We start from the raw sequence: 20,952 nt of genomic DNA, 5'->3' as shown, positions 1-20,952 counted from the left end.
GTATTGTTTTGAAGCTATTTCTAGAAAATCCTCATTTGTTTGAGTATTACAGCATCGTTGTTGCCGTGCTGTTACTTTTCGGAGCTACGTTTTTTGTTGCTAAAATGCGTTCGTGGCGGCCATGGCTGGGTATCGGCCTGATTGCAATTCCGGTGGTTTACTTTTTCATACTGCTCGATGCGCACGTCGTGAATATTCCCTACACCGACGACTTTAACCTGCTGGAAACGGTGCAGAAGCTGCGTAACGCGGGCAGTTTGACGGACATGATGAAAGCGCTTTTTGAGCAGGTCAATCAGCATCGGTTCGGCTTCGAGCGGATTGTCATGGTGCTGATGCTGCTGGTTACGGGAACGGTCAATATCAAGACGCAGATCGTGATCGGTAACCTCTTTTTGCTGGGCATTGGCTACCTGTTATATCTCGGCCTTCGGAAAGAACGCATTTCCTGGTACCTGTTCATTCCGGTACCTTACATACTTTTCAACCTGGTTTTCTTTGAAAATGCCTATTGGGGGATCGCCGCGCTGCAAAACACCCCGCTGATCTTCTTCGCGATGCTGACCTCCTACGGGCTTGCGCGGGAGGATGGCAAGGGCTTCCGGATCGCGCTCATTGCGGCATTGCTCACAACTTTCACGAGCGGCAGCGGCATGCTTACATGGATCGTCGGCGTCATTATTCTGGCGTTTCAAAAGCGTTTCAAAAGCTTGCTCTGGTGGGTAGCCGCGAGTGTGGCGGTGCTGCTATTCTATTTCTTTTTCGATTACCAGTTTATCAGCTCGGAAGGCACCAAAATTTGGGACCACCCGGTTTTGAATGTGATTTTCCTGATGGCATTCTGGGGTAATGTCCTGTTTCTCGACGTGCGGCACCCGCTCGTGCCGGCTTTTCATCAGGACATTATTGCCTGTGTGCTGCTCGGGGCGGGGCTAGCGCTGGTATTTGCCGTGTGGGCGGTCCGGATACTGATAGCCCGCAAGCCGGGCTGGGCCGAATGGTTCCTCCTTGGTGCGATGATGTTCCTAATGGGCACAGGCGCTATGTTCGTCGTGAGCCGGCCGATCAATGACTACGTGATGTACGGAGGCACCGCATTCTCGCGGCGTTATATGATATTCGGCGTGGTGCTGGTGGCGGTGTGTTATGTGTGTGTGCTCGTGGTTTTGAAGAATTTCAAATCGTGGAAAAATGCTGCCGCGGTTACGGCTGCGGTGTTTTTTGTGGGGCTAAACTTTGTGAGCTATTTCACGTCCATCGTCTCGATCCGTAAGCTGCACGACGAGCTCGTGATCGACAGCTATTTCTGGAAAAACTATAAAACTTTTCTGACCGTGGGCGAAAATTTCACCGATATCCCATTCTGGAACCACCCGACCCGGATGCGGGATCTGATCATCGGCCTGGAATCGGAGGGGCTCACTGAATTTTACCAGTTTTACGACATGCCCGCGCAGGAAGACCTGGTTCGTGAGACAGCGGTGGCCGGCAAGTCCTTCGAAGGCAGCTTCGACGCATTGTTCCAATACCGGAACGGCGAATACAACCGCTATATGAAGTATTTCCAGTTTTTTGTGACACCGCAAAATCCGCCCAAAGGCACATTTTACTTCCTGCTCGAATCCCAAAAGAACAGTATCGTGCTTCCCGCGGTGCCGGTGCCGAACACGGTTTCCGATTTTCTGCAAAAAGCGACATATTACAGTAACAATTACCAGTACGCGGTTTACAAACCCAAGCTTCCCGAAGGAAAATACCGCGCGTGGATCATGTCACGCGGGGAATCGGGCCAATGGGCGTCTTTTTCCACCGGTAAGCACGTGCTTTATCACTAATGCCGTCCATCGGCCACCCTCGTTTATGCAAATACTGACCTATAATCTGAACGGCATCCGCGCCGCATTGAAAAACGGCCTCCTCGACTGGCTGCAAACCACTCCCGCCGACATTCTTTGTTTCCAGGAAGTGAAAGCCACGCCCGATGTGGTGGATTTATCAGGCTTCCGGGCTCTGGGATATGAGCTCGCAGGCTGGCATGCGGCCGAGAAAAAGGGTTACAGCGGTGTAGCGATATTTTCGAAGATCCAGCCCGATCGCGTGGTAATGGGCTGCGACATTCCCGCTTACGATGCGGAAGGGCGCGTGCTGAGGGCGGATTTCGGCGATTTGACGGTGCTGAACTGCTATTTCCCCTCGGGCACCAGTGGCGATGTGCGCCAAAGTGTGAAAATGCGTTTCCTAACCGATTTTTTGGTTTGGGTGAATGAATTGAGAAAAGAGCGCCCGAACCTGATCATCTGCGGCGACTATAACATCGCGCACACCGAAATCGACATCCACGATCCGGTGAGGAACCAGAAATCATCCGGTTTCCTTCCCGAAGAGCGCGCCTGGATGACCGAATGGTTCTCAAACGGTTACACCGACGCGTTTCGTTTCATGAACCCGACCCTGCGGCAATACTCCTGGTGGACCTACCGCGCCGGCGCCCGCGGCAATAACAAAGGCTGGCGCATCGACTACATTTCCGTCTCCGAACCCCTCAAATTCCGCATCATCGCCAGCCGCCAGTACAACGACGCCGTCCATTCGGACCACTGTCCGGTGTGGTTGGAAATTCAGTAGCGCACCCGGGATAATGGATGTTTCAATGCCGGTGATATTTGTTTATTTTTGATGCACGTAGAAACTAAATGATTTTATAGAACTCACGATGCCAAGGACATTGAAAACGGTGACGCCGATGAGCGAAGATGAATTCTTTGAGTTCTGCCAGGTAAACGACACACTGGAGTTCGAAAGGGACTCGCATGGAAATATCATAGTTATGTCACCAACAACAATGTCTACGTCAAGCCTGAATTTCCGCATTGGTGGAGTTATGTTCAAATGGTTTGAACAAACAGGCCTGGGTGAATTTCTGGATTCTTCTTCGGGTTTTACATTGCCAAACGGCGCCGTGAGATCACCCGACATATCCTGGGTCAGCCCGGAAAGGTTAATTAATTTGGACGAGGAAGAAAGAGAGAAGTTCGCCCACGTCTGCCCGGACTTCGTCGTTGAAATCCGTTCTAAATCTGATTCAAAGCAATACGTGCTTGAAAAGATGACGGAATATATTCAGAATGGTACCAGGCTCGGGTGGATGGTTGACCGGTTCGATCGTAAGGTGTATGTTTTTCGGGAAGATGGGTCAGTTTCGACTGAGGATTTCGATGCAGTTCTTTCGGGCGAGAACGTTCTTCCTGGTTTAACAGTTGATCTGGGAACGTTGCTCAAACAGCCTAAGTCGTAAAACTTTTCATTTTGTTCCAATACTTCCTCATTTACAAGCCATTCAACATGCTCTCGCAATTTTCCCGCGAGGGCGATCATCAGACACTGGCTGATCTCGGTTTTACATTTGCCAAAGATATTTACCCCGTCGGTCGGCTGGATGCCGATAGCGAAGGGCTGTTGCTTCTCACCAACGACAATTTTCTCAAAACAAAACTCCTCGAACCACGCAACAGGCACACCCGCACATACTACGTGCAGGTAGAAGGTGAAGTGACCGACGAGGCTTGCCGGCAACTGTCGGCCGGCGTGAGCATTTCCATCAACGGGAAACAATACAAAACGCTACCGGCCGAAATTGCGAAGATAGCGGAGCCGGAGCTGCCCGAACGGAACCCACCCATTCGTTTCCGGAAAAATATACCTACTTCGTGGCTGTCGGTTACATTGCGTGAAGGCAAAAACCGGCAGGTACGGCGGATGACCGCGGCGGTGGGTTTTCCGACCCTGCGGCTGGTGCGGTGGTCTATCGGAAAAATTTCATTGGCGGACAAAAAAATAAATTTTCCTAACCCCGGGGACGTATGGGAAGTTACACCAAAAGAGGCCAAACTTTTTTATGAAAGAACCATTTGACGATGGTATAATTCATTTGCCCTGACTTGCCAAACCGGAGAGAAGGCTTAATTTTGTACAAATCCTTGTTCTTAAAATTAGGCTGATAATTGGCAAAGGCACACAAAGAAACTCCGCTTAATAAACAATACAATCAGATCAAAGCCAAGTACCCCGGAGCACTGCTGCTTTTCCGGGTCGGCGATTTTTATGAGACTTTCGGAGAGGATGCCGTAAGGGCTTCCAAGATTCTCGGCATCGTACTCACGCGTCGCAACAATGGCGGTGCGCATGAGGAGCTGGCCGGTTTTCCGCACCATTCACTGGATAACTATCTTCCCAAGCTCGTCCGTGCCGGCGAGCGCGTGGCCATTTGCGACCAGCTCGAAGATCCCGCCGCAGCCAAAGGCATCGTGAAACGGGGCGTAACCGAATTGGTAACGCCCGGCGTGTCGTTCAACGACAATGTGCTGGACATCCGCAAAAATAATTACCTGGCCGCCGTGCACGTCGGCTCCGATGGGCTGTACGGGATCGCGTTCCTCGATATTTCGACGGGCGAGTTTATGGCCTCTCAGGGCAATGCGGCTTACATTGATAAAATGTTGCAGGGCTTTGGTCCCGCGGAGGTGCTGTATTGCAAAAAGCATAAGCAGGAATTTAACGAACTTTTCGGCGGTAAATACCATACTTTTCACCTCGAAGACTGGTGCTTTGGCTACGATTACGGCTACGAGCAGCTCACGGGGCATTTTCAGACCACAACCCTGAAAGGTTACGGCGTGGAATCACTGCCGCTGGGTATTATCGCGGCGGGCGTTGTCCTGCATTACCTGCGCGAAACCGAGCATAAGGAAGTGGCGCACATTAGCCGCATTACCCGGCTCGAAGAAGAGAAATACGTGTGGCTCGACCGTTTCACCGTCCGCAACCTCGAACTCGTATATGCCCAGCAGGAAGGCGGTGTGCCGCTGATCGACATCCTCGATCACACGGTTACACCTATGGGTGCGAGGCAGTTGCGGAAATGGATGGTTCTGCCTTTGAAAGACAAGGCGCCGATCGAAGAGCGCCTGAGTGCCGTGGAGCATTTCCTCGCAAGTGAGGAATTACACGAGTCGCTGGTGGGCTATTTCAAACAGATCGGTGATCTGGAACGGCTTATTTCCAAAGTGGCGGTGCGGCGTATCAATCCGCGTGAACTGGTTCAGCTTAAAAAGTCCCTGAAACAGGTTGCGCCGGTGAAACAACTGCTAGCGGGCGGTATCCTGGACAAGTTTGCTTCCCAGCTCGATGCCTGCGGGGCATTGGTTGAAAAGATAGATAAGGAGCTGCGCGACGACGCGCCGGTGCTGTCGAACCAGGGCCGGATGGTCCAGAGCGGGGTGGACAGCGAGCTCGACGAACTGCACGCCATTTCTTACGAAGGGAAGGATTACCTGATCAAACTCCAAAACCGGGAGATAGAGCGGACGGGTATCAGCTCGCTCAAAATCGCCTATAACAAGGTTTTTGGCTATTACCTGGAAGTTACGCACGCACACCAAAGCAAGGTGCCTGCGGACTGGATCAGGAAACAGACGCTCGTAAATGCCGAACGATACATCACGCCCGAGCTCAAAGAATACGAAGAGAAGATCATGAATGCCGAAGACCGCATTTCCGCGATCGAGTTCAGGATTTTCAGTGAATTGGTGCAAAAAGCAGCCGAGTTTGTAGGTGCCATCCAGCAGAATGCTTTGGTAATTTCGGCCCTCGATGTGCTAAGCTCGTTTGCATTGGCAGCGCGTAAAAACAAGTATGCAAAGCCGGTGATCAGCGAAGGCAATGAGCTGGATATCAAAGAAGGCCGGCATCCGGTGATCGAGCAGCAGCTGCCCGTGGGCGAAAGCTACGTGCCGAACGACGTTTACCTGGACGATTCGAGCCAGCAGATCATCATCATCACCGGTCCGAACATGGCCGGTAAGTCCGCATTGCTGCGCCAAACGGCGCTGATCGTGCTCATGGCGCAAATGGGTTCATTCGTCCCCGCCAGATCGGCGACCGTCGGCATTGTCGACAAAGTGTTTACAAGGGTGGGAGCGAGCGACAACCTGAGCCGTGGCGAGAGTACCTTTATGGTCGAAATGACCGAAACCGCCAGCATTCTCAATAACCTGAGCAGTAAAAGCTTGGTATTAATGGATGAAATCGGCCGGGGAACGAGCACCTACGATGGCGTTTCCATTGCCTGGGCCATTACCGAATACCTTCACAACCAATCCGATTGCCGGCCCAAAACGCTTTTCGCGACGCATTACCACGAGCTGAACCAGCTGGCGGAGGACTTCCCGCGCATCAAAAACTTTAATGTAGCCGTAAAGGAGGTGGACAACAAGGTGGTGTTCCTGCGCAAGCTGAAACCTGGCGGCAGCGCGCACAGTTTCGGTATCCACGTGGCGCAAATCGCCGGTATGCCGCAGCCTATCGTGTTACGTGCGAGCGAAATCATGCAGCATCTGGAAAAGGACCACGTGGCGCACGAGCACAAGAAGCGTGTGAAGGACATTCCTAAAAACAATTTCCAGCTCAGCATTTTCGAGCCGGCCGATCCGCGTTTGGACGAGCTGAAAGAAAAGCTGCTGCTGGTGGACGTAAACACACTGTCGCCCATTGAAGCACTTCTGAAACTAAACGAGTTTCAGAAACTGATCAAGAAATAAAACTATCTATTTACACCAAATAAATCTCCTACAACCGACAACCTAGTTTATGAAAAACTCGACCCGCTTTCAGTTGATGGCCATGATGTTCCTGCTCTATTTTATATGGGGCTCATGGTATGGGCAAATGAGCAAGTATATGTTTACCGAGCTGGGCGCAACGGGCGTCCAGGTGGGAAATGCCTATGCCGCATTCTCCATTGCGATGATCATCGCGCCATTCTTCGTGGGAATGATCGCCGACCGTTATTTTGCGGCGCAAAAAGTGCTTGGGATTTTGAACATAGCAGGCGCCGCCATTCTGTATGTGCTTTCGGAAGTGAAAGACCCTGATACGTTTTTCTGGGTGATTCTGGCCTACTGTATCACATTTGCGCCCGCCATGTCGCTTACCACGTCGATTGCCATGCAGCAGGTGACCAATTCCGAAAAGGACTTTCCCGCGATACGCGTGATGGGAACAGTGGCCTGGATCGCGGTAACCAATATCATCGGTTACTACGAGATCGGCGGTACTGCATTGATCTTCAAAATTTCCATGTTCACCGCGGCATTCCTGGGTGTGTACTCGTTTTTTCTGCCCGATACGCCTCCAAAACCAACCTCGCACACTTCCTTTTCCGACATTCTGGGACTAGATGCGTTTAAGTTGTTCAAAGACCGCTCATTTGCGATCTTCTTCATTTCTTCCCTGCTGATCTGTATCCCGCTTTCGTTCTACTACGCGATGGCCAACCCTTCGCTCACCGACTCGGGTATGACCAACGTGGAGAATAAAATGTCGCTCGGCCAGGCTTCGGAAGTCGTATTTATGCTCCTTATCCCGCTTGCATTCGCCCGTTTCGGCGTGAAATGGATGCTGGTAGTTGGACTGATCGCGTGGATTATCCGTTTCATCGGCTTCGGCTATGGCGATGCATCCAGCGAATGGCTGCTTTACCTGGCGATCGTTCTGCATGGCGTTTGCTACGATTTCTTCTTCGTAACCGGCCAGATTTACACCGACAGCAAAGCCGGCGAACAATACCGTTCGTCAGCCCAGGGGTTGATCTCGATCGCTACCTACGGTATCGGTATGGGTATCGGTTCGTGGATTTCGGGTGTGGTGGCGGATATGTACACCGTGGATGGCGTCAAAAACTGGACGTCGATCTGGATGGTGCCTGCGGGCATTGCGGCGGTGGTATTGGTGCTTTTCGTATTATTCTTCCGGGATAATAAGGTCAAAGCTGCGGCATGAAATCCTTCCTGACCATCGGCCTGCTGATTTTGTCCAACGCCTTCATGACGATGGCGTGGTACGGGCATCTTAAATTCAAGGAGATGGCATGGTTCAGCAAACTGGGGCTGTTCTCCATTATCCTCATCAGTTGGGGAATAGCCCTGTTTGAATATTGTTTCCAGGTACCGGCCAACCGGATCGGGTTTAAGGAAAACGGCGGCCCGTTTTCGCTGGTAGAGCTCAAAGTGATCCAGGAAGTAATTACCCTGGTCATTTTTATGGTTTTTACCCTGCTATTTTTTAAAACCGAAACGTTCCGATGGAACCACTTCGTCGGCTTCGTCTTTCTGGTCCTGGCGGTTTACTTCATATTCAGGAAATGAAAAAAGGCCTGCAAGTTGCTTGCAGGCCTTTTTTATAGCATTTGGTTCTTATCACCAATCGTCGTCGTCGTCATTGATACGGCGGCTGTAATCTTTCGATCCGCCTCCGCCTTTTTTACTGCTGTAACGATCTTCGAACTTCGGTTTGCCTCCTTGCTGGTGGCGGTTATGGTCGTTATGGCCGCGGTCGTGATGGCCTTTATCGCGCTGCTTATCGGGCTGCCTGAAACCACCTCCCGCATTACCACCTCCTCCAAAGCCCCGGTCGCTGAAACTGCGGTCGGGCGGGGTTGGTCTGCTTGGTGCGTCGTCGTCGTCCTGATCGTCGTCATCGACCGACGGCCGGTTATAGTCTCTGCCTGTATTTCTGTCATCCGAAGGATAAGGCCTGCCGCCGCCCGGAGCATCGTTTCCGGCCGGTCGTGGCGTGCGGTTGTATCCGCCTTCACGGTTATAGCCTCCCTCCCGGTTATAGCCGCCGCCCTCGTGGTTGCGGTTATCGGGCCGGGAAGAACCTCCGCCGTCGCCTCTGGGTTCTCTCTTTTGGGATTCATTCACAACGAGTGGCCTGCCGTACATATCCGCCCCGTTCAATGCATTAATGGCGGTTCTGGCCTCCACTTCATCGGGCATTTCAACAAACCCGAAACCTTTGCTTTGACGCGTGATCTTGTCAATGATAATTTTCGCCGAGCTCACTTTGCCATACTTTTCGAAAGCTTCACGCAGCTCGCTTTCCCTTAACTTAAAAGAAAGACTCCCAACAAAAATGTCCATGGAAACGCCTTGTTTTTTATTGATTTAGATGTTATAAATATATTTACTTTAATTGATATGCCACGACATTGTTTTTCATGAATGTAGGGACGTACACGATCTTCTTCACGGGGTCGTAACCTATATCTGCCGAATTCGTTTTTTCAGCAGTCGTATCGAGCAATTTTTCGGTTGTTCCGTCTGATTTAACGTAATACACTACACCTGCCCAGCAAGAAACAATATATTCGCCCGGTTTCACCTGCTCGATGCCATCGGTGCTTTTGTCCATTCCTTCTGCCAGCACAGTGATTTGTTTGGAAGGGCTCAATTTTTTCAAAGTGCCGCTATCGGCGATCAAAAGGTCGCTGCCCACGGCCAGCAAGCCGTTCGGGCGGGTCAGGTCTTCAAAATAGGTTGAAACCTTGCCGTCCTTGATCGCATGCACTTTCTTGGTGTCCGAGTCGGAAACGTAAATCGTGCCTTTGGAGTCGATAGTGAGGTCGTTCAGGAACTTGGAGCCTTCTACCGGATGCTTTTTGTCGATTTTGCCCGATTTGATATCGATTTCTACAACCTCGGTAATGTCGGCCACAAACAGTTTGCCGCCCTTGATGCCCATTCCTTTCGGTGCATTCAGGCCGGTTACCCAGTCCTGCGCGATGATCTTGCCATCGAGGCCGACCTTCGCGATACCTCCTTTGCCGTCTTTTTCACCTGCTTTACCGTCGATCTGCGCCACATAAAGCGCTTTCCCCGCCGCGCTGTACAGCACCGATTCCGGAACCGGCAGCGATGCCTCCGAAGACCATAGCTGGGTAAGCGAATGTTGTGCCTGAGTGGATAGGGCAGTGAATGAGGTTAGCAGCGATGCAATCAGGAAATGTTTGGTTTTCATACAGTTTGAAATTGAAAATAAATCTGTCTGTTAGGAACAAGAGTACATTTTCATATCAAGAGCCAAACTCGGCTTATTTACTTTTCTTGAACTTGATTTTCTGATTATTATATCAAAGCTAAATAAAATTGCCCAATCTGTTCCAAGGGGGCATTTTTTAATTTTTTTCTATAATTTGAGCCTGACGTCGTAAATAAAATCGCGGACCGACTGGATGGAATAGGCAACCGTTTTCCGAAACAGCGGATTGAGCAGGTAATTGTATTCGTCGTCCATAATGGCGGAGGGTATTCTGATAATCCCATAATCGGCCTTCCGAAGCAATGCCGTGCCGAAATCCTTCGTGGAAGCAGGCGCGGGCGCATTTTTCCAGTCGCCGGGCAATGCGCTGGCGTGCAGGTCGAGCATATAGGCAGGATCTATTTCGAACGTTGTAATGCTGAGCGATCGCGGGATGTCGTCGATATTCACATTGGCTGTATATTCGAGCAAGGCCAGCGCGCGGCTTTCCGAGGTATAAATGCAGGGAGTGAGCGGGTGGTTCCAGCGGCCGCCATGCAGGCGCGCCCCTTCGCCGTCGAGGTCGCGGGCATAACGTGTACGCCCGATTCTGTGCACGATCATCGGAAACAGCGCCTAAGAGTAAACGCCATAGTCGATCCGGCCAATCATGTTTCTGACCTCTTCACGGCCAAACTGATTGTCCAGAAAATCAAAAGGCCGCTGACCGCCCAGCGCCGGGTTCGGCCTGAACACCCAGCTATTGAAGCGCTCCACATCTTCAAAAACCTCATAACCATAAGAATAGATATCCGCCAGGCTCACGATCCGCTCGCTTAGCGCCTGGTTGAATTTCTCATCCCCTTTTTTATTAATGAGGGTAGCACGCGCCACCGACAATGCATGAGCCAGTTGGTCATAATCGAGGCCGGCTTTGTTCTTAAACCGCTCAAAATCATTCTTACTGATCCCTTTCCGGATCATATCGATTTTCTGGAAGCTGGTCATCTGGCTCTCGGGCCGATGGAGGGGAGTTTTGAAGATGATGCCTGGATTCGGTGCGCCATGATAGGCAGCATAAGGTTCATTGAATGCAGCGCCCGGCGTGTCGTCGGCTTCGAGGTATTGCTTTGGTGTGTGTTTTTTCATGTGGATTTAAATTTATACTCTCTCTAATCCATTTTTATACTAAGGTACGAAATTAAAAATGCCCCGCAAGTTGCAGGGCATTTTTTCACTTTTTCTTTTTACTTTTTTTCTTCCCTGTTTCCACCGGCTCCGGCGCCGCTTTACTCAGGTCTTTAATGCGGATGTTCCTGAATTTCAGTTCGGAACCGTGTCCGAGGAATCCGAGGTGGCCGCTTGTTCGTTTCAATCCCGGGTGGTCTTTGTGGTCTACCGTGCCGTTTTTGCTGGCTTCGGCGAGGTCGCCATCGAGGATCACGGTGCCGTTCAGGGTTACTTTTATTTTCGATTCCTGCACCCTCACTTCCTGGTAATTCCATTCGCCCATGGGTTTGAGGAAGCCTCTTTTTGCGGGAATAATGCCATAGGCCGAGCCGTGGTATTGGTATTCGTTCAAGTCCTTGTAAATCTCGGCGTCATTGTCGAGGATCTGGATTTCGGTACCCACGTAGGCGGCGTCGCCTTCCATCGGTGTGCGGATGCCCAGACCGTTGTTCGCACCCGGCGTAAGCTGGAATTCAAAACGGAAGTCAAAGTCGCTATACTCGTCCTTGGTGTAGAGATTGCCTTTGCCGCCTTTTTTAGGATCAACCACCAGTTCACCGTTCTGGATGAAGTAGTCGGTTTTGTTGCCAACCCATTCAAACATATTTGTGCCATCGAAAAGAACCTTGAAGCCGTCTTGCTGCTCAACTTCGGGCAATGTAAACTCTGGACGCGGGATTTCCCGAACGTAAATGTCGCGGTAATGGATTTCGTTGCCATGCGCCTGTAATTCGAGTTGCTCCTTGGCAAAAATCGGCAGATTGCGGTCCCAGTAGTTTTCCAGTACCACATTATCCACCACGTTTTCCCCATTCAGGTCCACAGACACGCGGTCGCCGATCATCGTAATGTGGAAGGTGTTCCATTCTCCAATGGCATTATCCGCTACTTTGGACGGCTTGCTGGGGTTCTTTTGGTTGTTATAAAGTCCGCCCGAACCCACTTGCGCGCCAACGCTTACGCGCGAGGTGTCCCATATCTGCACCTGCGGCGTCCCACGCAGGTAAATGCCCGCATCACCGTCTTTCTGGATTTTCCAATCCACGTACATTTCGAAATCGCCGTATTGTTTTGCCGTGCAAAGGTTATCGCCATGACCGGAGAAAACCAGCTCGCCGTCTTTTGCGAACCAATCCTTGAATGCCGCTTCATCCGCCTTTTTCTGCTTGTAGGCCAGCGAATCGGCGCTCATTTTGCGGCGGGCGATTGGGTTTTGGACCAAACCTTTCCAGCCCGAGAGGTCTTTGCCGTTAAACAGCGACACGAATCCTTCGCCAGCCGGCATTTCGGCCAAATGCTTACGGATCGATTCCCGCTGGTAATCGGCATCCTGACCTTTCAGAAGCGGTCCGGCCTTGGTGAGCAGCGCGCGGATTTCGGTGCTGTACAGGTTTTTGTTAGCCAGCGCAATGCTCATCACAGCCTGGGCAGCGGCTTGCTGCGTACCTGCATTATCCAGGTATTTGCCCACCAGCAGGAGGGAATTGAAAGTCCTGTTTCGTCCCAACTCTTTAATGATCGCTTCTTTCTGCGCATCCGTTTTGGCAATGGCAAGCGCCTCACGGAGCATCAGTACCTTGTTGGCAGGCGTTTTGCCGGATTTTGAAGCGGCAGACACGTAGCCTGTCAATGCGGTCTGAAAATCGTCGGTATCGCTGGTACTGCCGGCGATTGAAAGGAGCTCTTTCGCTGCGCTTGCGTCCGCCCAGGCGGAAAGCGCTGCGATGGCGGACTTTTTCTTAGCCGCATCACCGTTTCCGTAAGCTGTTACCACCGCGGCTAGCGCTTTTTTACCGCCAATGCCGGCCAGTACCGCCAGGTAATTGCCTTGTTTGTCGGCGGGCGAGGCTTGCATTTGTTTCAGGATCGCTTCTGTTTGGCTGTTGGTATCGCCGCTTTCTTTGATCGCCGCGCCGATAGCAGCCTGTGTAGCCGCAATTTCCTCGGCCGAGCCGCCACCATTGAGCAGCGCATAAAGCTGCGGCAGGTCGTTGGCGGTTGCCAGGGATTTTAATGCATTGAATGCAGATTTTCGCACATCCGCATCAGCACTTTTTAACTGCGCCGATACTACCGGCAGTTTCGAAGTGGCGGCGCGGGCCGCGAGCACGTCGATCAGCGCGGCTTGTGCGGGGGCTGGTACGCGGGGAATGGCCGCAGCCACCTGGTCCGCCAGCGAGGCGCCTTTAATGGTCAGCAAGCTGCTTTTTACCGCTGCAATTTCGTCGGCATTGGCCGTTTTCAAAACCGGGATCAGTTTTGCAATGCTGCTTTCCTGCCCGATTCTGCCCGCCGACCATATTGCAGCTGTTTTTACTTTGTTGTCTTTCGAGGAAAGTGCTTTCAGTACAAGAGGCAATGCGTCTTTCGATTCGGCATGGCCAAGCATGGTGATAATCTCCGCCTGAACCGTCGGATTTGCTTTTTTGAATGCATTCAGCCAGGGCGTGGTGCCGTCGGCCATGAGGTATTTCTGTCCGAGTTTCAATGCCGCTGCGCGATATTGCGCGTCGGTGCTTTGCAGGGCACTGACGAGCACCGGCACGGATTCCCGCTTTTTGATATCCGAATAAATCTTCAATGCCGAAGAACGCGTGGCCGATTGCTTAACGTCGGGCGTAGCTTTTATCAACGCGAGCGCCGCTTTTTCAGCCGTAGCTCCATGGCCGTTGGCGGCTAGTTTTGCCAGATATTTGAGGTAAACGGCCGTTGCATCCGTCACGTCGTAGCGGTAGGATGCTTTTTGAGCGGCACTTGCCAGCGTATTTTCGGAAGAAGGAACGCCTATTTCAGACAAGGCGTAAAGGCTCACCTTTCGGAGGTCCGACTCAGCGCTGGCTGCCGTTTTTTCGATAGCCGGTGCGGCTTCTTTGTAATGAACATCCCCCAATGCCTCGGTAATGGCAAGCTGCACGCTTCCGCCGGCATTCCCCAGCGCTTGCAGCAATGCGGCACCGGCAGCAGGCGAGCCAATGCGCGAGAGCGTCCGGGCGGCGGGTTGTGAAAGTCTTTCATCTTTGAGATAACCTTTCAAAACATCCACCGATTCGTCTCTACCAACCGTTTGGAGCTGGTAAATGAGGAAGTTCTTGCTATCAGGGTCGGCTACTTTGGACAATGCTTCGCCATAGGCTTCGGCGGCGTCCTTGCGCAACGCCTCTTTACCTGCCTGCGAAGCATAATAGCTGAATCCGCCCAATGCGAACTGGATTTTTGTATTGTCGCCCTTGCCGGGAGGCGTGAGCATGGAGGCGATCTGTACAAGGCCCGGTTTGCCGAGCTGCGCCAGTTCTTCCATGTTTTTCTTCAATGCGGCCTCGTTTTGCGAGGGGAATTTCGACAATACCGCCTTCACCTTGGCGTCGAGCGCATTGTCGGTTTGGGCCATGAGCTGCGAGGAAGCCAGGCAGAGGGCCAGAATATGGTGTAGTCTTTTTTTCATCGGATATGCCGGTGCCTGAGCCGTGGGCTTGCTGGCTTGGCTATTAGGTTTCTTAAATGGTCCAGGGAGCGCGCATTGGCTGGTTAATGAGCCGGTTGGCGCCTTCGTCATCGATAAATTCCTGTTTGTCAGGATCGAATTTCAACGAACGGCCCAGGCGTAACGCGATGAGGCCCATATTCACGATTGTGCAGGAGCGGTGCCCGTTTTCTTCGTTCAGTGCGAATTTTTTACGGTTTTTCACAGCATCCACGAAGTCGGTAACCTGCGGCTCAGGATCAGGGAATGCGGCCAGTTTCTTTTCCAGGTCCGGAATGTCGGATTTGAAATTAGGGTACAGTTTCCCTTTCGGGCCTTCAATGTAGGCCACTTTGTCGTCCTTGGCCTCGCCGTCGAGCACGATCTGGCAACCGTCGGCGTAAGTGTAGTTAATGCGGCGCCAGGTCCCTACGGCTTCGGTATGCTGCTGAGGGGCATCCACTTCCACACTTACGGGGCTGGTATCGTCCTTGCCGAGGAAATATTGAATGGGGTCGATGTAATGCTGGCCCATATCGCCTAGTCCGCCGCCGTCGTAATCCCAGTAGCCGCGGAATGTCTGGTGCACGCGGTGTTCGCTATATGGTTTGTAGGGCGCCGGGCCGAGCCACATTTCATAGTCGAGCTCGGATGGCACCGGCTGAGGTACGTTGTTTGTTTTACCTACCCAATAAAACTTCCAGTCGAAGCCGGTATGCTTGCTCACGGTCACTTTCAACGGCCATCCCAGCAAGCCGCTCTGAACGAGTTTTTTAATCGGTTTTACGGTGGTGTTCATTCCGTAGAAATTGCTTTCGAAACGGAACCAGGTGTTGAGACGGAACACGCGTCCATGCTGCTGCACGGCCTCCACCAGGCGTTTTCCTTCGCCGATGGTTCGGGTCATCGGTTTTTCGCACCACACATCCTTACCCGCACGGGCGGCGTCGGCGGCGATAATGCCGTGCCAATGCGGCGGCGTGGCAACGTGCACGATGTCGACTTCGGGCAGCTGGATCAGCTCGCGGTAGTCCGAAAAGGTTTTAACACCCTTATCGACCATGTTAACGGCCGTTTCGAGGTGCCGCTTGTCTACGTCACATAATGCAACCACTTTCGTACCCGCGTAGGGAATGTGGCCGCGGCCCATGGAGCCGGTACCTACGATGGCCTTGGTGAGCGTGTCGCTGGGGGCGAGGTAACCTTTTCCGAGCACATGCCGGGGGACGATCGAAAACGTCGCCAGCGTCGCCAGTGAGCCTTTGATAAAGCGCCTCCGCGAATTGGAGGCTCCTTTCTCTTCTTTCATTAGTTAAGGTTCTTTAGGAAATAAAATGAATACTAAGTGCTTGTGAAATTATGACAATATCAGGAATGCGCCAAAGCATTCCCAGGCATTACCGCACATTAATCGGGTAAGGCCACGGAATGGCGTCGAAAAGTTCAAAAAAGGCACAATACAGGCTGCGTGCTCGTTACAACGGAATGTTGCCGTGCTTCTTCCGGGGCAATACATCCACCTTGTTTTCGAGCATTTCAAATGCGCGGATCAGCTTGGCGCGGGTCTGGTCGGGGTGGATCACCTCGTCGATATAGCCCCGGTGGGCGGCGCGGTAGGGGTTGGCAAACTTATGCGTGTATTCGTCGATTTTTTCCTGCAATTTCTCCACGGGGTTTTCCGCCTGGGCGATCTCGCGTTTGAAAATAATCTCGGCGGCACCGCTGGCGCCCATCACGGCAATTTCGGCGGACGGCCACGCAAAGTTCATGTCCGCACCGATGTGTTTCGAGTTCATCACATCGTACGCGCCTCCGTAGGCCTTGCGCGTAATTACCGTAATGCGCGGCACCGTGGCTTCGCAGAACGCGTAGAGCAGCTTGGCGCCGTTGGTAATAATCGCATTCCACTCCTGGTCGGTGCCGGGCAGGAAGCCGGGAACATCTTCCAAAACCAGTAGCGGAATGTTGAAACTATCACAAAAACGCACGAAACGGGCGGCTTTCTGGCTTGCGTGAATGTCGAGCACGCCGGCCAGTACCGCAGGTTGGTTGGCTACAATACCAATGCTGCGCCCAGCAATGCGGGAAAAGCCTACGACGATATTTTCGGCGAAATTTTCATGTACTTCAAAAAAACTGTCGGGATCGGAGAGCTCTGTAATAACTTCCCGCATGTCGTAAGGCTGGTTGGCGCTTTCGGGAATGAGGGTATTCAGGGTGGGACGCAGCTCGTCGCCGGGTGTGTAGGGCTGCCGCGGCGCCTCGTCCTCGCAGTTCTGGGGCATGTAGCTCAGCAACTTTTTGATCGCTTGCAGGCATTCGACCTCATTGGCAGAGACAAAGTGCGTCACGCCCGATTTGGTAGCGTGGGTCATGGCTCCGCCGAGTTCTTCGGCCGTCACTTCCTCGTGCGTCACGGTTTTTACCACATTAGGCCCCGTCACGAACATGTAGCTCGTGTTTTCAACCATTAAGATAAAATCGGTGATCGCAGGCGAATACACGGCCCCGCCCGCGCAGGGGCCCATTACTGCCGAAATCTGAGGGATCACGCCCGAGGCCAATGTGTTTTTATAAAAAATATCGGCATACCCCGCCAGCGACAGCACGCCTTCCTGAATCCGCGCGCCGCCCGAATCGTTCAATCCAATCAGCGGAGCGCCGTTTTTCATGGCCAGGTCCATGATCTTACAGATTTTTTCAGCATGCGTTTCCGACAGCGACCCGCCGAAAACCGTGAAATCCTGCGCAAAAACGTACACCAGCCGGCCATTCACTTTGCCGTAGCCGGTTACCACGCCGTCGCCGAGGTAATGCTCCTTGTCGAGTCCGAAATCCTTGCTGCGGTGCATCACAAACCGGCCTATTTCTTCAAAAGAACCCTTGTCGAGCAGGATCGCGATGCGTTCCCGGGCTGTAAGTTTACCTTTTGCATGTTGCGCCTGAATCCTGCTTTCACCGCCCCCGAGTTCGGCCTCGGCATTTTTTTGATCTAAAAGTTCTTTTTTTGAAGCAGCGGCTGATCGGGATTCCATGTAATGCGGGGATATGGTTACATTTGCTGGTGAACGGTTATAAATATAGCTGCATTTTAATGATTCGGGAAATTATTGGATGTTTATGAGGTTGCCTGGCTGCGGTGTGCTATTCCTGATCGCATGGCTCTGCTGGCCGTGGAATGCGTCTTTTGCCCAGGTAACAGGCGGCCGTTCATGTCTCGATTTCCTGCAATTGCCCGCTCAGGCCCGCAGTACCGCGCTGGGTTCCAACCACATCACCGCGCAGGGGAATGACCCCGCGCTGTTTCTCCAAAACCCCGCATTGCTGGATACCGCGAAGGTCAATAACGTGTCGCTGAACCTGATGCCCTACCTGGCCGATACCAGGTTTGTGAACCTCGGTTATGCCAACCGCATCCGCAAAACCGGCGGCATCTGGGCCGTAGGCTTACAATACCTGAATTACGGTACTATGCAGGAAACCGACGATATCGGCAATGTGGTTGGCGAGTTCCGCGCTGCGGATTACGGATTATCAGCCGGTTACGGTCATACGATAGGTGCATTCACGCTCGGTGCGACGGCCAAATTTGTGGGCGCGTCGATCGAGAGTTATCAGGCATGGGGCATGGCCTTCGACTGGGGAGCTACGTTCCGGCACCCGAGAGAAGATTTGACGATCGGTTTCGTCGCTAAGAACTTTGGGTTTTTAAGACAAAACTACAACGGTGCAACGACGCCGGTACTGCCGTTGGACCTGCGCGTAGGGGTGACCTTCAAGCCGAAATACATGCCCATTCGCGTGTCGCTCACCGCGCACCATTTAAACCGTTTCGATATGGTTTATAATGATCCCAACTTGTTTTATACCTACGATATCAATGGCAACAGGCTGCCGAAAAAAGTGGGAATTGCCGAAAAGCTGGGCAGGCATTTGTCCATTGGCGCGGAATTCATTGCGCATTCCAATTTCCGCATTCTGCTCGGTTACGACCATTTGAAAAGGCAGGAACTCAGACTGAACAACCGCGGCGCACTGGCTGGTTTTTCTTTCGGTGCGTGGCTGCGCATCAAGCGGTTTGAAGTCGGCTACGGCCGGGCGCAATACGTGCCGGGCTTTGGCAGCAGTTCTATTTCGATTGTGATGAATCTCAAAAATGGCTTCGCCAGAAACAAATGGGACGAGCCGGTGAAAGCCCGGCCCGTCCATTGATGTAACGCGTGGACTGCGCTTGAATGTAATGTGAAATTGCCGTTGAGCTACCTGCGCTTATAATGCAGTTGTACCAAACCTTTTTCAAAAGATTTGCTGCTCACGAAAGCGAGATTTTGCTCAGGCCGACCGTCGTGGAATAAGCGAATGCCGTCACCAAGCAGAATGGGGATCAGTGACACGATGTATTCGTCAATCAGGTCCATTCGTATGAGCTGGTTGACCACTTCGGCGCCGCCGTCTACGAAAATGTGTTTACCGCCTTTTTGTTTCAGGCCTTCGATAAGCGTTTTCAGGTCGCCGGTGTGGAAGCGCACGTTGCCTTCCTGCGCTCGCGGCGTGCGTGTGAGGATGTGGTACTCCTTGTCGGCCCGGAGATATTCGATGCCCATTGCCTGCACTTTGTCATATGTTTTGCGACCGATGATTACCGTATCGATGGTGTCGATGAACTCGGCGTAGCCATAATCTTCACCGGGTTGCTCCACGAGGGACAGGAACGTCAGGTCGTCGTCGTGCTTGGCAATGTAGCCGTCGAGGCTAGCGGCAATGTAAACGAATACTTTTCTGGTCATAGCTGCTGATTAGTTTGATACAGAAAAAGAGGATGGCCGTTTTGGGGCAATAGTTGGAACGGTCAGAGCGATTCGAGCACTTTTCCTTTTTCCAGTTTCAAATAATGCGTCACGCAGCTGGGAATTTCATGCGGGTAATGCGAAACGTAGATCAGCGTGCGCTGGTCGGTATCGCAGATTGCATTGACTACCGATTTGAAATAATCAATCGCATCTGCGTCCAACCCCTGGCAAGGCTCGTCGAGGATGAGCAGCGGCGGGTTTTTGACCAATGCACGGGCAAGCAGCACCATTCTTTGCTGTCCTTTGGATAGTTGGGAGAAGTCCTTTTCGATCAGTTCATGCACGTGCAGGAGTTCGGCAACCTCATGTACCCGTTCGATCTGCGTTTCGGTGAGTTTTTTGAAGAAAACGCCCGTAGCATCGAAAAAGCCGGATGCGATCGTCTTGAAAACAGTTGTGTTTCTAGGGAAATACAAATGCAGCTCCGGCGAAACGTGTCCGATTTTCTGCTTGATATCCCAGATCGATGCGCCCGCGCCGCCGCGTTTCTGATCGAACAAATCATAGTCATTCGCAAAGCGCTGCGGGTTATCGGCAGTGATAATGCTGAGCAATGTGGATTTGCCCGAGCCGTTCGGGCCGGATAGCGCCCATTTTTCACCCTTCGCTATTTTCCAGTTCACGCTGTCCAGGATCTGATCTTCGCCGTATTTGACGCGGATATTCCGGAGATCGAGCGCGTTTGTGAAGTCCGTAAATTCAGGATGTCCAAAATGCGCGAGCTTTTGCGGGTCGGGCTGGGGGAAATGCGGCGCGTGGCCTGCTCCCGATTGGAATGTTCCTACGGCCTGTTTTGCGCGGATATGCCCTGCTTCGAGTTCGAGCACATGGGTAATGCAAGGGGGTATTTCGGTGGCTGTGGTGGCCATGATGATGGTGACGCCTTGAATAGTCAGTTCCGTCAAGGCACTTCGAAGTACTTCCCGCGAATGCACATCCAGGCCGCTGAATGCATTGTCGAGCATCAGCACCTTCGGTTCTTTCAACAGGGATTTTGCCAAAAGCATCCGTCGCGTTTCGCCGTTGGAAAGGGTCACAAATGGGTGGTCGAGCAGATGGGTAATGGACAGCAGTCCGCTTACCCGCGCTAACTCGTCGTCGGTCACTTTTGAAGGGGCCAGCGTCACGGATTTATCGTCCACGGTGCCGACCGGTTTCAGCTGGTCGGTGAGGATCGCGCGCACGGAAGGTGCACGCTCGGACTCGTAGGCGTGGAACCGCTGCTGGTAATATTCGGCGCCGGCACTCACAATGCGATTAAAGGAATAGTCGTTCGAAGCGAGTTCGATCGTTTCACGCAGCGGCGACGTCCATGCGTAGCTGATTTTGCCATTCAAAACAGGCCATCTGCCCGCAAGTACGTCCAGCAGCACCGACTTACCGGCGCCGTTCGGGCCAACGATCGCCCAGTTTTCTCCTTCTTCTATATTCCAGTTAATCTCGGAAAGGACGGTGGATTCGTATTTGCGGACAGAAACGTTTTGTAGCGAAATGAGTGTCATTCGGAAAGGCAAAATAATGAAGGGGCAAATACCAAAATTTTGGCCTGAAATGGAA

The 20,952-nt window shown here is 52.4% G+C and carries 17 protein-coding genes; 8 read left to right on the top strand and 9 right to left on the bottom strand.

Annotated elements, in window-relative coordinates; genetic code table 11:
• The first annotated feature begins 8 nt into the window (after window positions 1–8).
• The 7 genes from DFER_RS14760 to DFER_RS14730 all read left to right on the top strand — a co-directional run bounded on the left by DFER_RS14760 (window position 9) and on the right by DFER_RS14730 (window position 8,201).
• Window positions 9–1,835, top strand: coding sequence for a hypothetical protein (locus DFER_RS14760; RefSeq protein ID WP_229206006.1), 1,827 nt, complete (start codon window positions 9–11; stop codon window positions 1,833–1,835).
• Window positions 1,836–1,860: 25 nt separating this feature from the next.
• Window positions 1,861–2,625 carry an exodeoxyribonuclease III gene (locus DFER_RS14755; protein ID WP_015812450.1) on the top strand — a complete coding sequence of 255 codons (765 nt, stop codon included), beginning with the start codon at window positions 1,861–1,863 and terminating at the stop codon, window positions 2,623–2,625.
• A gap of 118 nt (window positions 2,626–2,743) precedes the next feature.
• Complete coding sequence (locus DFER_RS14750; protein ID WP_229206005.1) at window positions 2,744–3,295, top strand: Uma2 family endonuclease; 552 nt, start codon at window positions 2,744–2,746, stop codon at window positions 3,293–3,295.
• Between the two features lie 11 nt (window positions 3,296–3,306).
• Window positions 3,307–3,912 carry a pseudouridine synthase gene (locus DFER_RS14745; protein WP_015812448.1) on the top strand — a complete coding sequence of 202 codons (606 nt, stop codon included), beginning with the start codon at window positions 3,307–3,309 and terminating at the stop codon, window positions 3,910–3,912.
• An 89-nt stretch (window positions 3,913–4,001) separates the two neighbouring features.
• A complete protein-coding gene (gene mutS, locus DFER_RS14740) occupies window positions 4,002–6,596 on the top strand; it encodes a DNA mismatch repair protein MutS (RefSeq protein ID WP_015812447.1) in 2,595 nt (864 codons plus the stop codon).
• A 49-nt stretch (window positions 6,597–6,645) separates the two neighbouring features.
• The gene (locus DFER_RS14735) at window positions 6,646–7,836 is read left to right on the top strand and encodes a nucleoside permease (protein ID WP_015812446.1); all 1,191 of its coding nucleotides are present in this window, start codon (window positions 6,646–6,648) and stop codon (window positions 7,834–7,836) included.
• Window positions 7,833–8,201: a DMT family protein gene (locus DFER_RS14730; RefSeq protein WP_015812445.1), complete on the top strand. Its 369-nt coding sequence runs from the start codon at window positions 7,833–7,835 to the stop codon at window positions 8,199–8,201. Before DFER_RS14735 ends, DFER_RS14730 begins: the two co-directional genes overlap by 4 nt.
• 51 nt (window positions 8,202–8,252) lie before the next feature.
• Here DFER_RS14730 and rbp read toward each other — a convergent pair whose 3' ends face one another.
• The 7 genes from rbp to DFER_RS14695 form a co-directional block, all read right to left on the bottom strand.
• Window positions 8,253–8,978 (bottom strand): RNA-binding regulator, encoded by a 726-nt coding sequence (gene rbp, locus DFER_RS14725; RefSeq protein WP_015812444.1) that lies wholly within the window; start codon window positions 8,976–8,978, stop codon window positions 8,253–8,255.
• 43 nt (window positions 8,979–9,021) lie between these two features.
• Entirely contained in the window at window positions 9,022–9,855 is an 834-nt protein-coding gene (locus tag DFER_RS14720) for an SMP-30/gluconolactonase/LRE family protein (protein WP_015812443.1), read from the bottom strand.
• A 168-nt stretch (window positions 9,856–10,023) separates the two neighbouring features.
• Entirely contained in the window at window positions 10,024–10,479 is a 456-nt protein-coding gene (locus DFER_RS14715; RefSeq protein ID WP_015812442.1) for an RES family NAD+ phosphorylase, read from the bottom strand.
• Between the two features lie 12 nt (window positions 10,480–10,491).
• Window positions 10,492–11,004, bottom strand: coding sequence for an Xre family toxin-antitoxin system antitoxin (locus tag DFER_RS14710; RefSeq protein ID WP_015812441.1), 513 nt, complete (start codon window positions 11,002–11,004; stop codon window positions 10,492–10,494).
• 85 nt (window positions 11,005–11,089) lie between these two features.
• Window positions 11,090–14,527: a DUF1080 domain-containing protein gene (locus DFER_RS14705; protein WP_015812440.1), complete on the bottom strand. Its 3,438-nt coding sequence runs from the start codon at window positions 14,525–14,527 to the stop codon at window positions 11,090–11,092.
• Between the two features lie 52 nt (window positions 14,528–14,579).
• Window positions 14,580–15,854 (bottom strand): Gfo/Idh/MocA family oxidoreductase, encoded by a 1,275-nt coding sequence (locus DFER_RS14700; protein WP_015812439.1) that lies wholly within the window; start codon window positions 15,852–15,854, stop codon window positions 14,580–14,582.
• A 166-nt stretch (window positions 15,855–16,020) separates the two neighbouring features.
• Window positions 16,021–17,580, bottom strand: coding sequence for an acyl-CoA carboxylase subunit beta (locus DFER_RS14695; protein WP_015812438.1), 1,560 nt, complete (start codon window positions 17,578–17,580; stop codon window positions 16,021–16,023).
• A gap of 85 nt (window positions 17,581–17,665) precedes the next feature.
• Between DFER_RS14695 and porQ the strand changes: the two genes are divergently transcribed.
• On the top strand, window positions 17,666–18,757 hold the full coding sequence (gene porQ / locus DFER_RS14690) for a type IX secretion system protein PorQ (protein WP_229206004.1): 1,092 nt from the start codon (window positions 17,666–17,668) through the stop codon (window positions 18,755–18,757).
• Between the two features lie 47 nt (window positions 18,758–18,804).
• Here porQ and DFER_RS14685 read toward each other — a convergent pair whose 3' ends face one another.
• A complete protein-coding gene (locus tag DFER_RS14685; protein ID WP_015812436.1) occupies window positions 18,805–19,332 on the bottom strand; it encodes a dihydrofolate reductase family protein in 528 nt (175 codons plus the stop codon).
• Between the two features lie 62 nt (window positions 19,333–19,394).
• Window positions 19,395–20,897, bottom strand: coding sequence for an ATP-binding cassette domain-containing protein (locus DFER_RS14680; protein WP_015812435.1), 1,503 nt, complete (start codon window positions 20,895–20,897; stop codon window positions 19,395–19,397).
• Window positions 20,898–20,952 lie beyond the last annotated feature (55 nt).

The organism is Dyadobacter fermentans DSM 18053 (assembly GCF_000023125.1).
GTDB lineage: Bacteria > Bacteroidota > Bacteroidia > Cytophagales > Spirosomataceae > Dyadobacter > Dyadobacter fermentans.
Note: the sequence above shows the minus strand (reverse complement) of the source record. Positions and strands in the feature narration are given on the sequence as shown.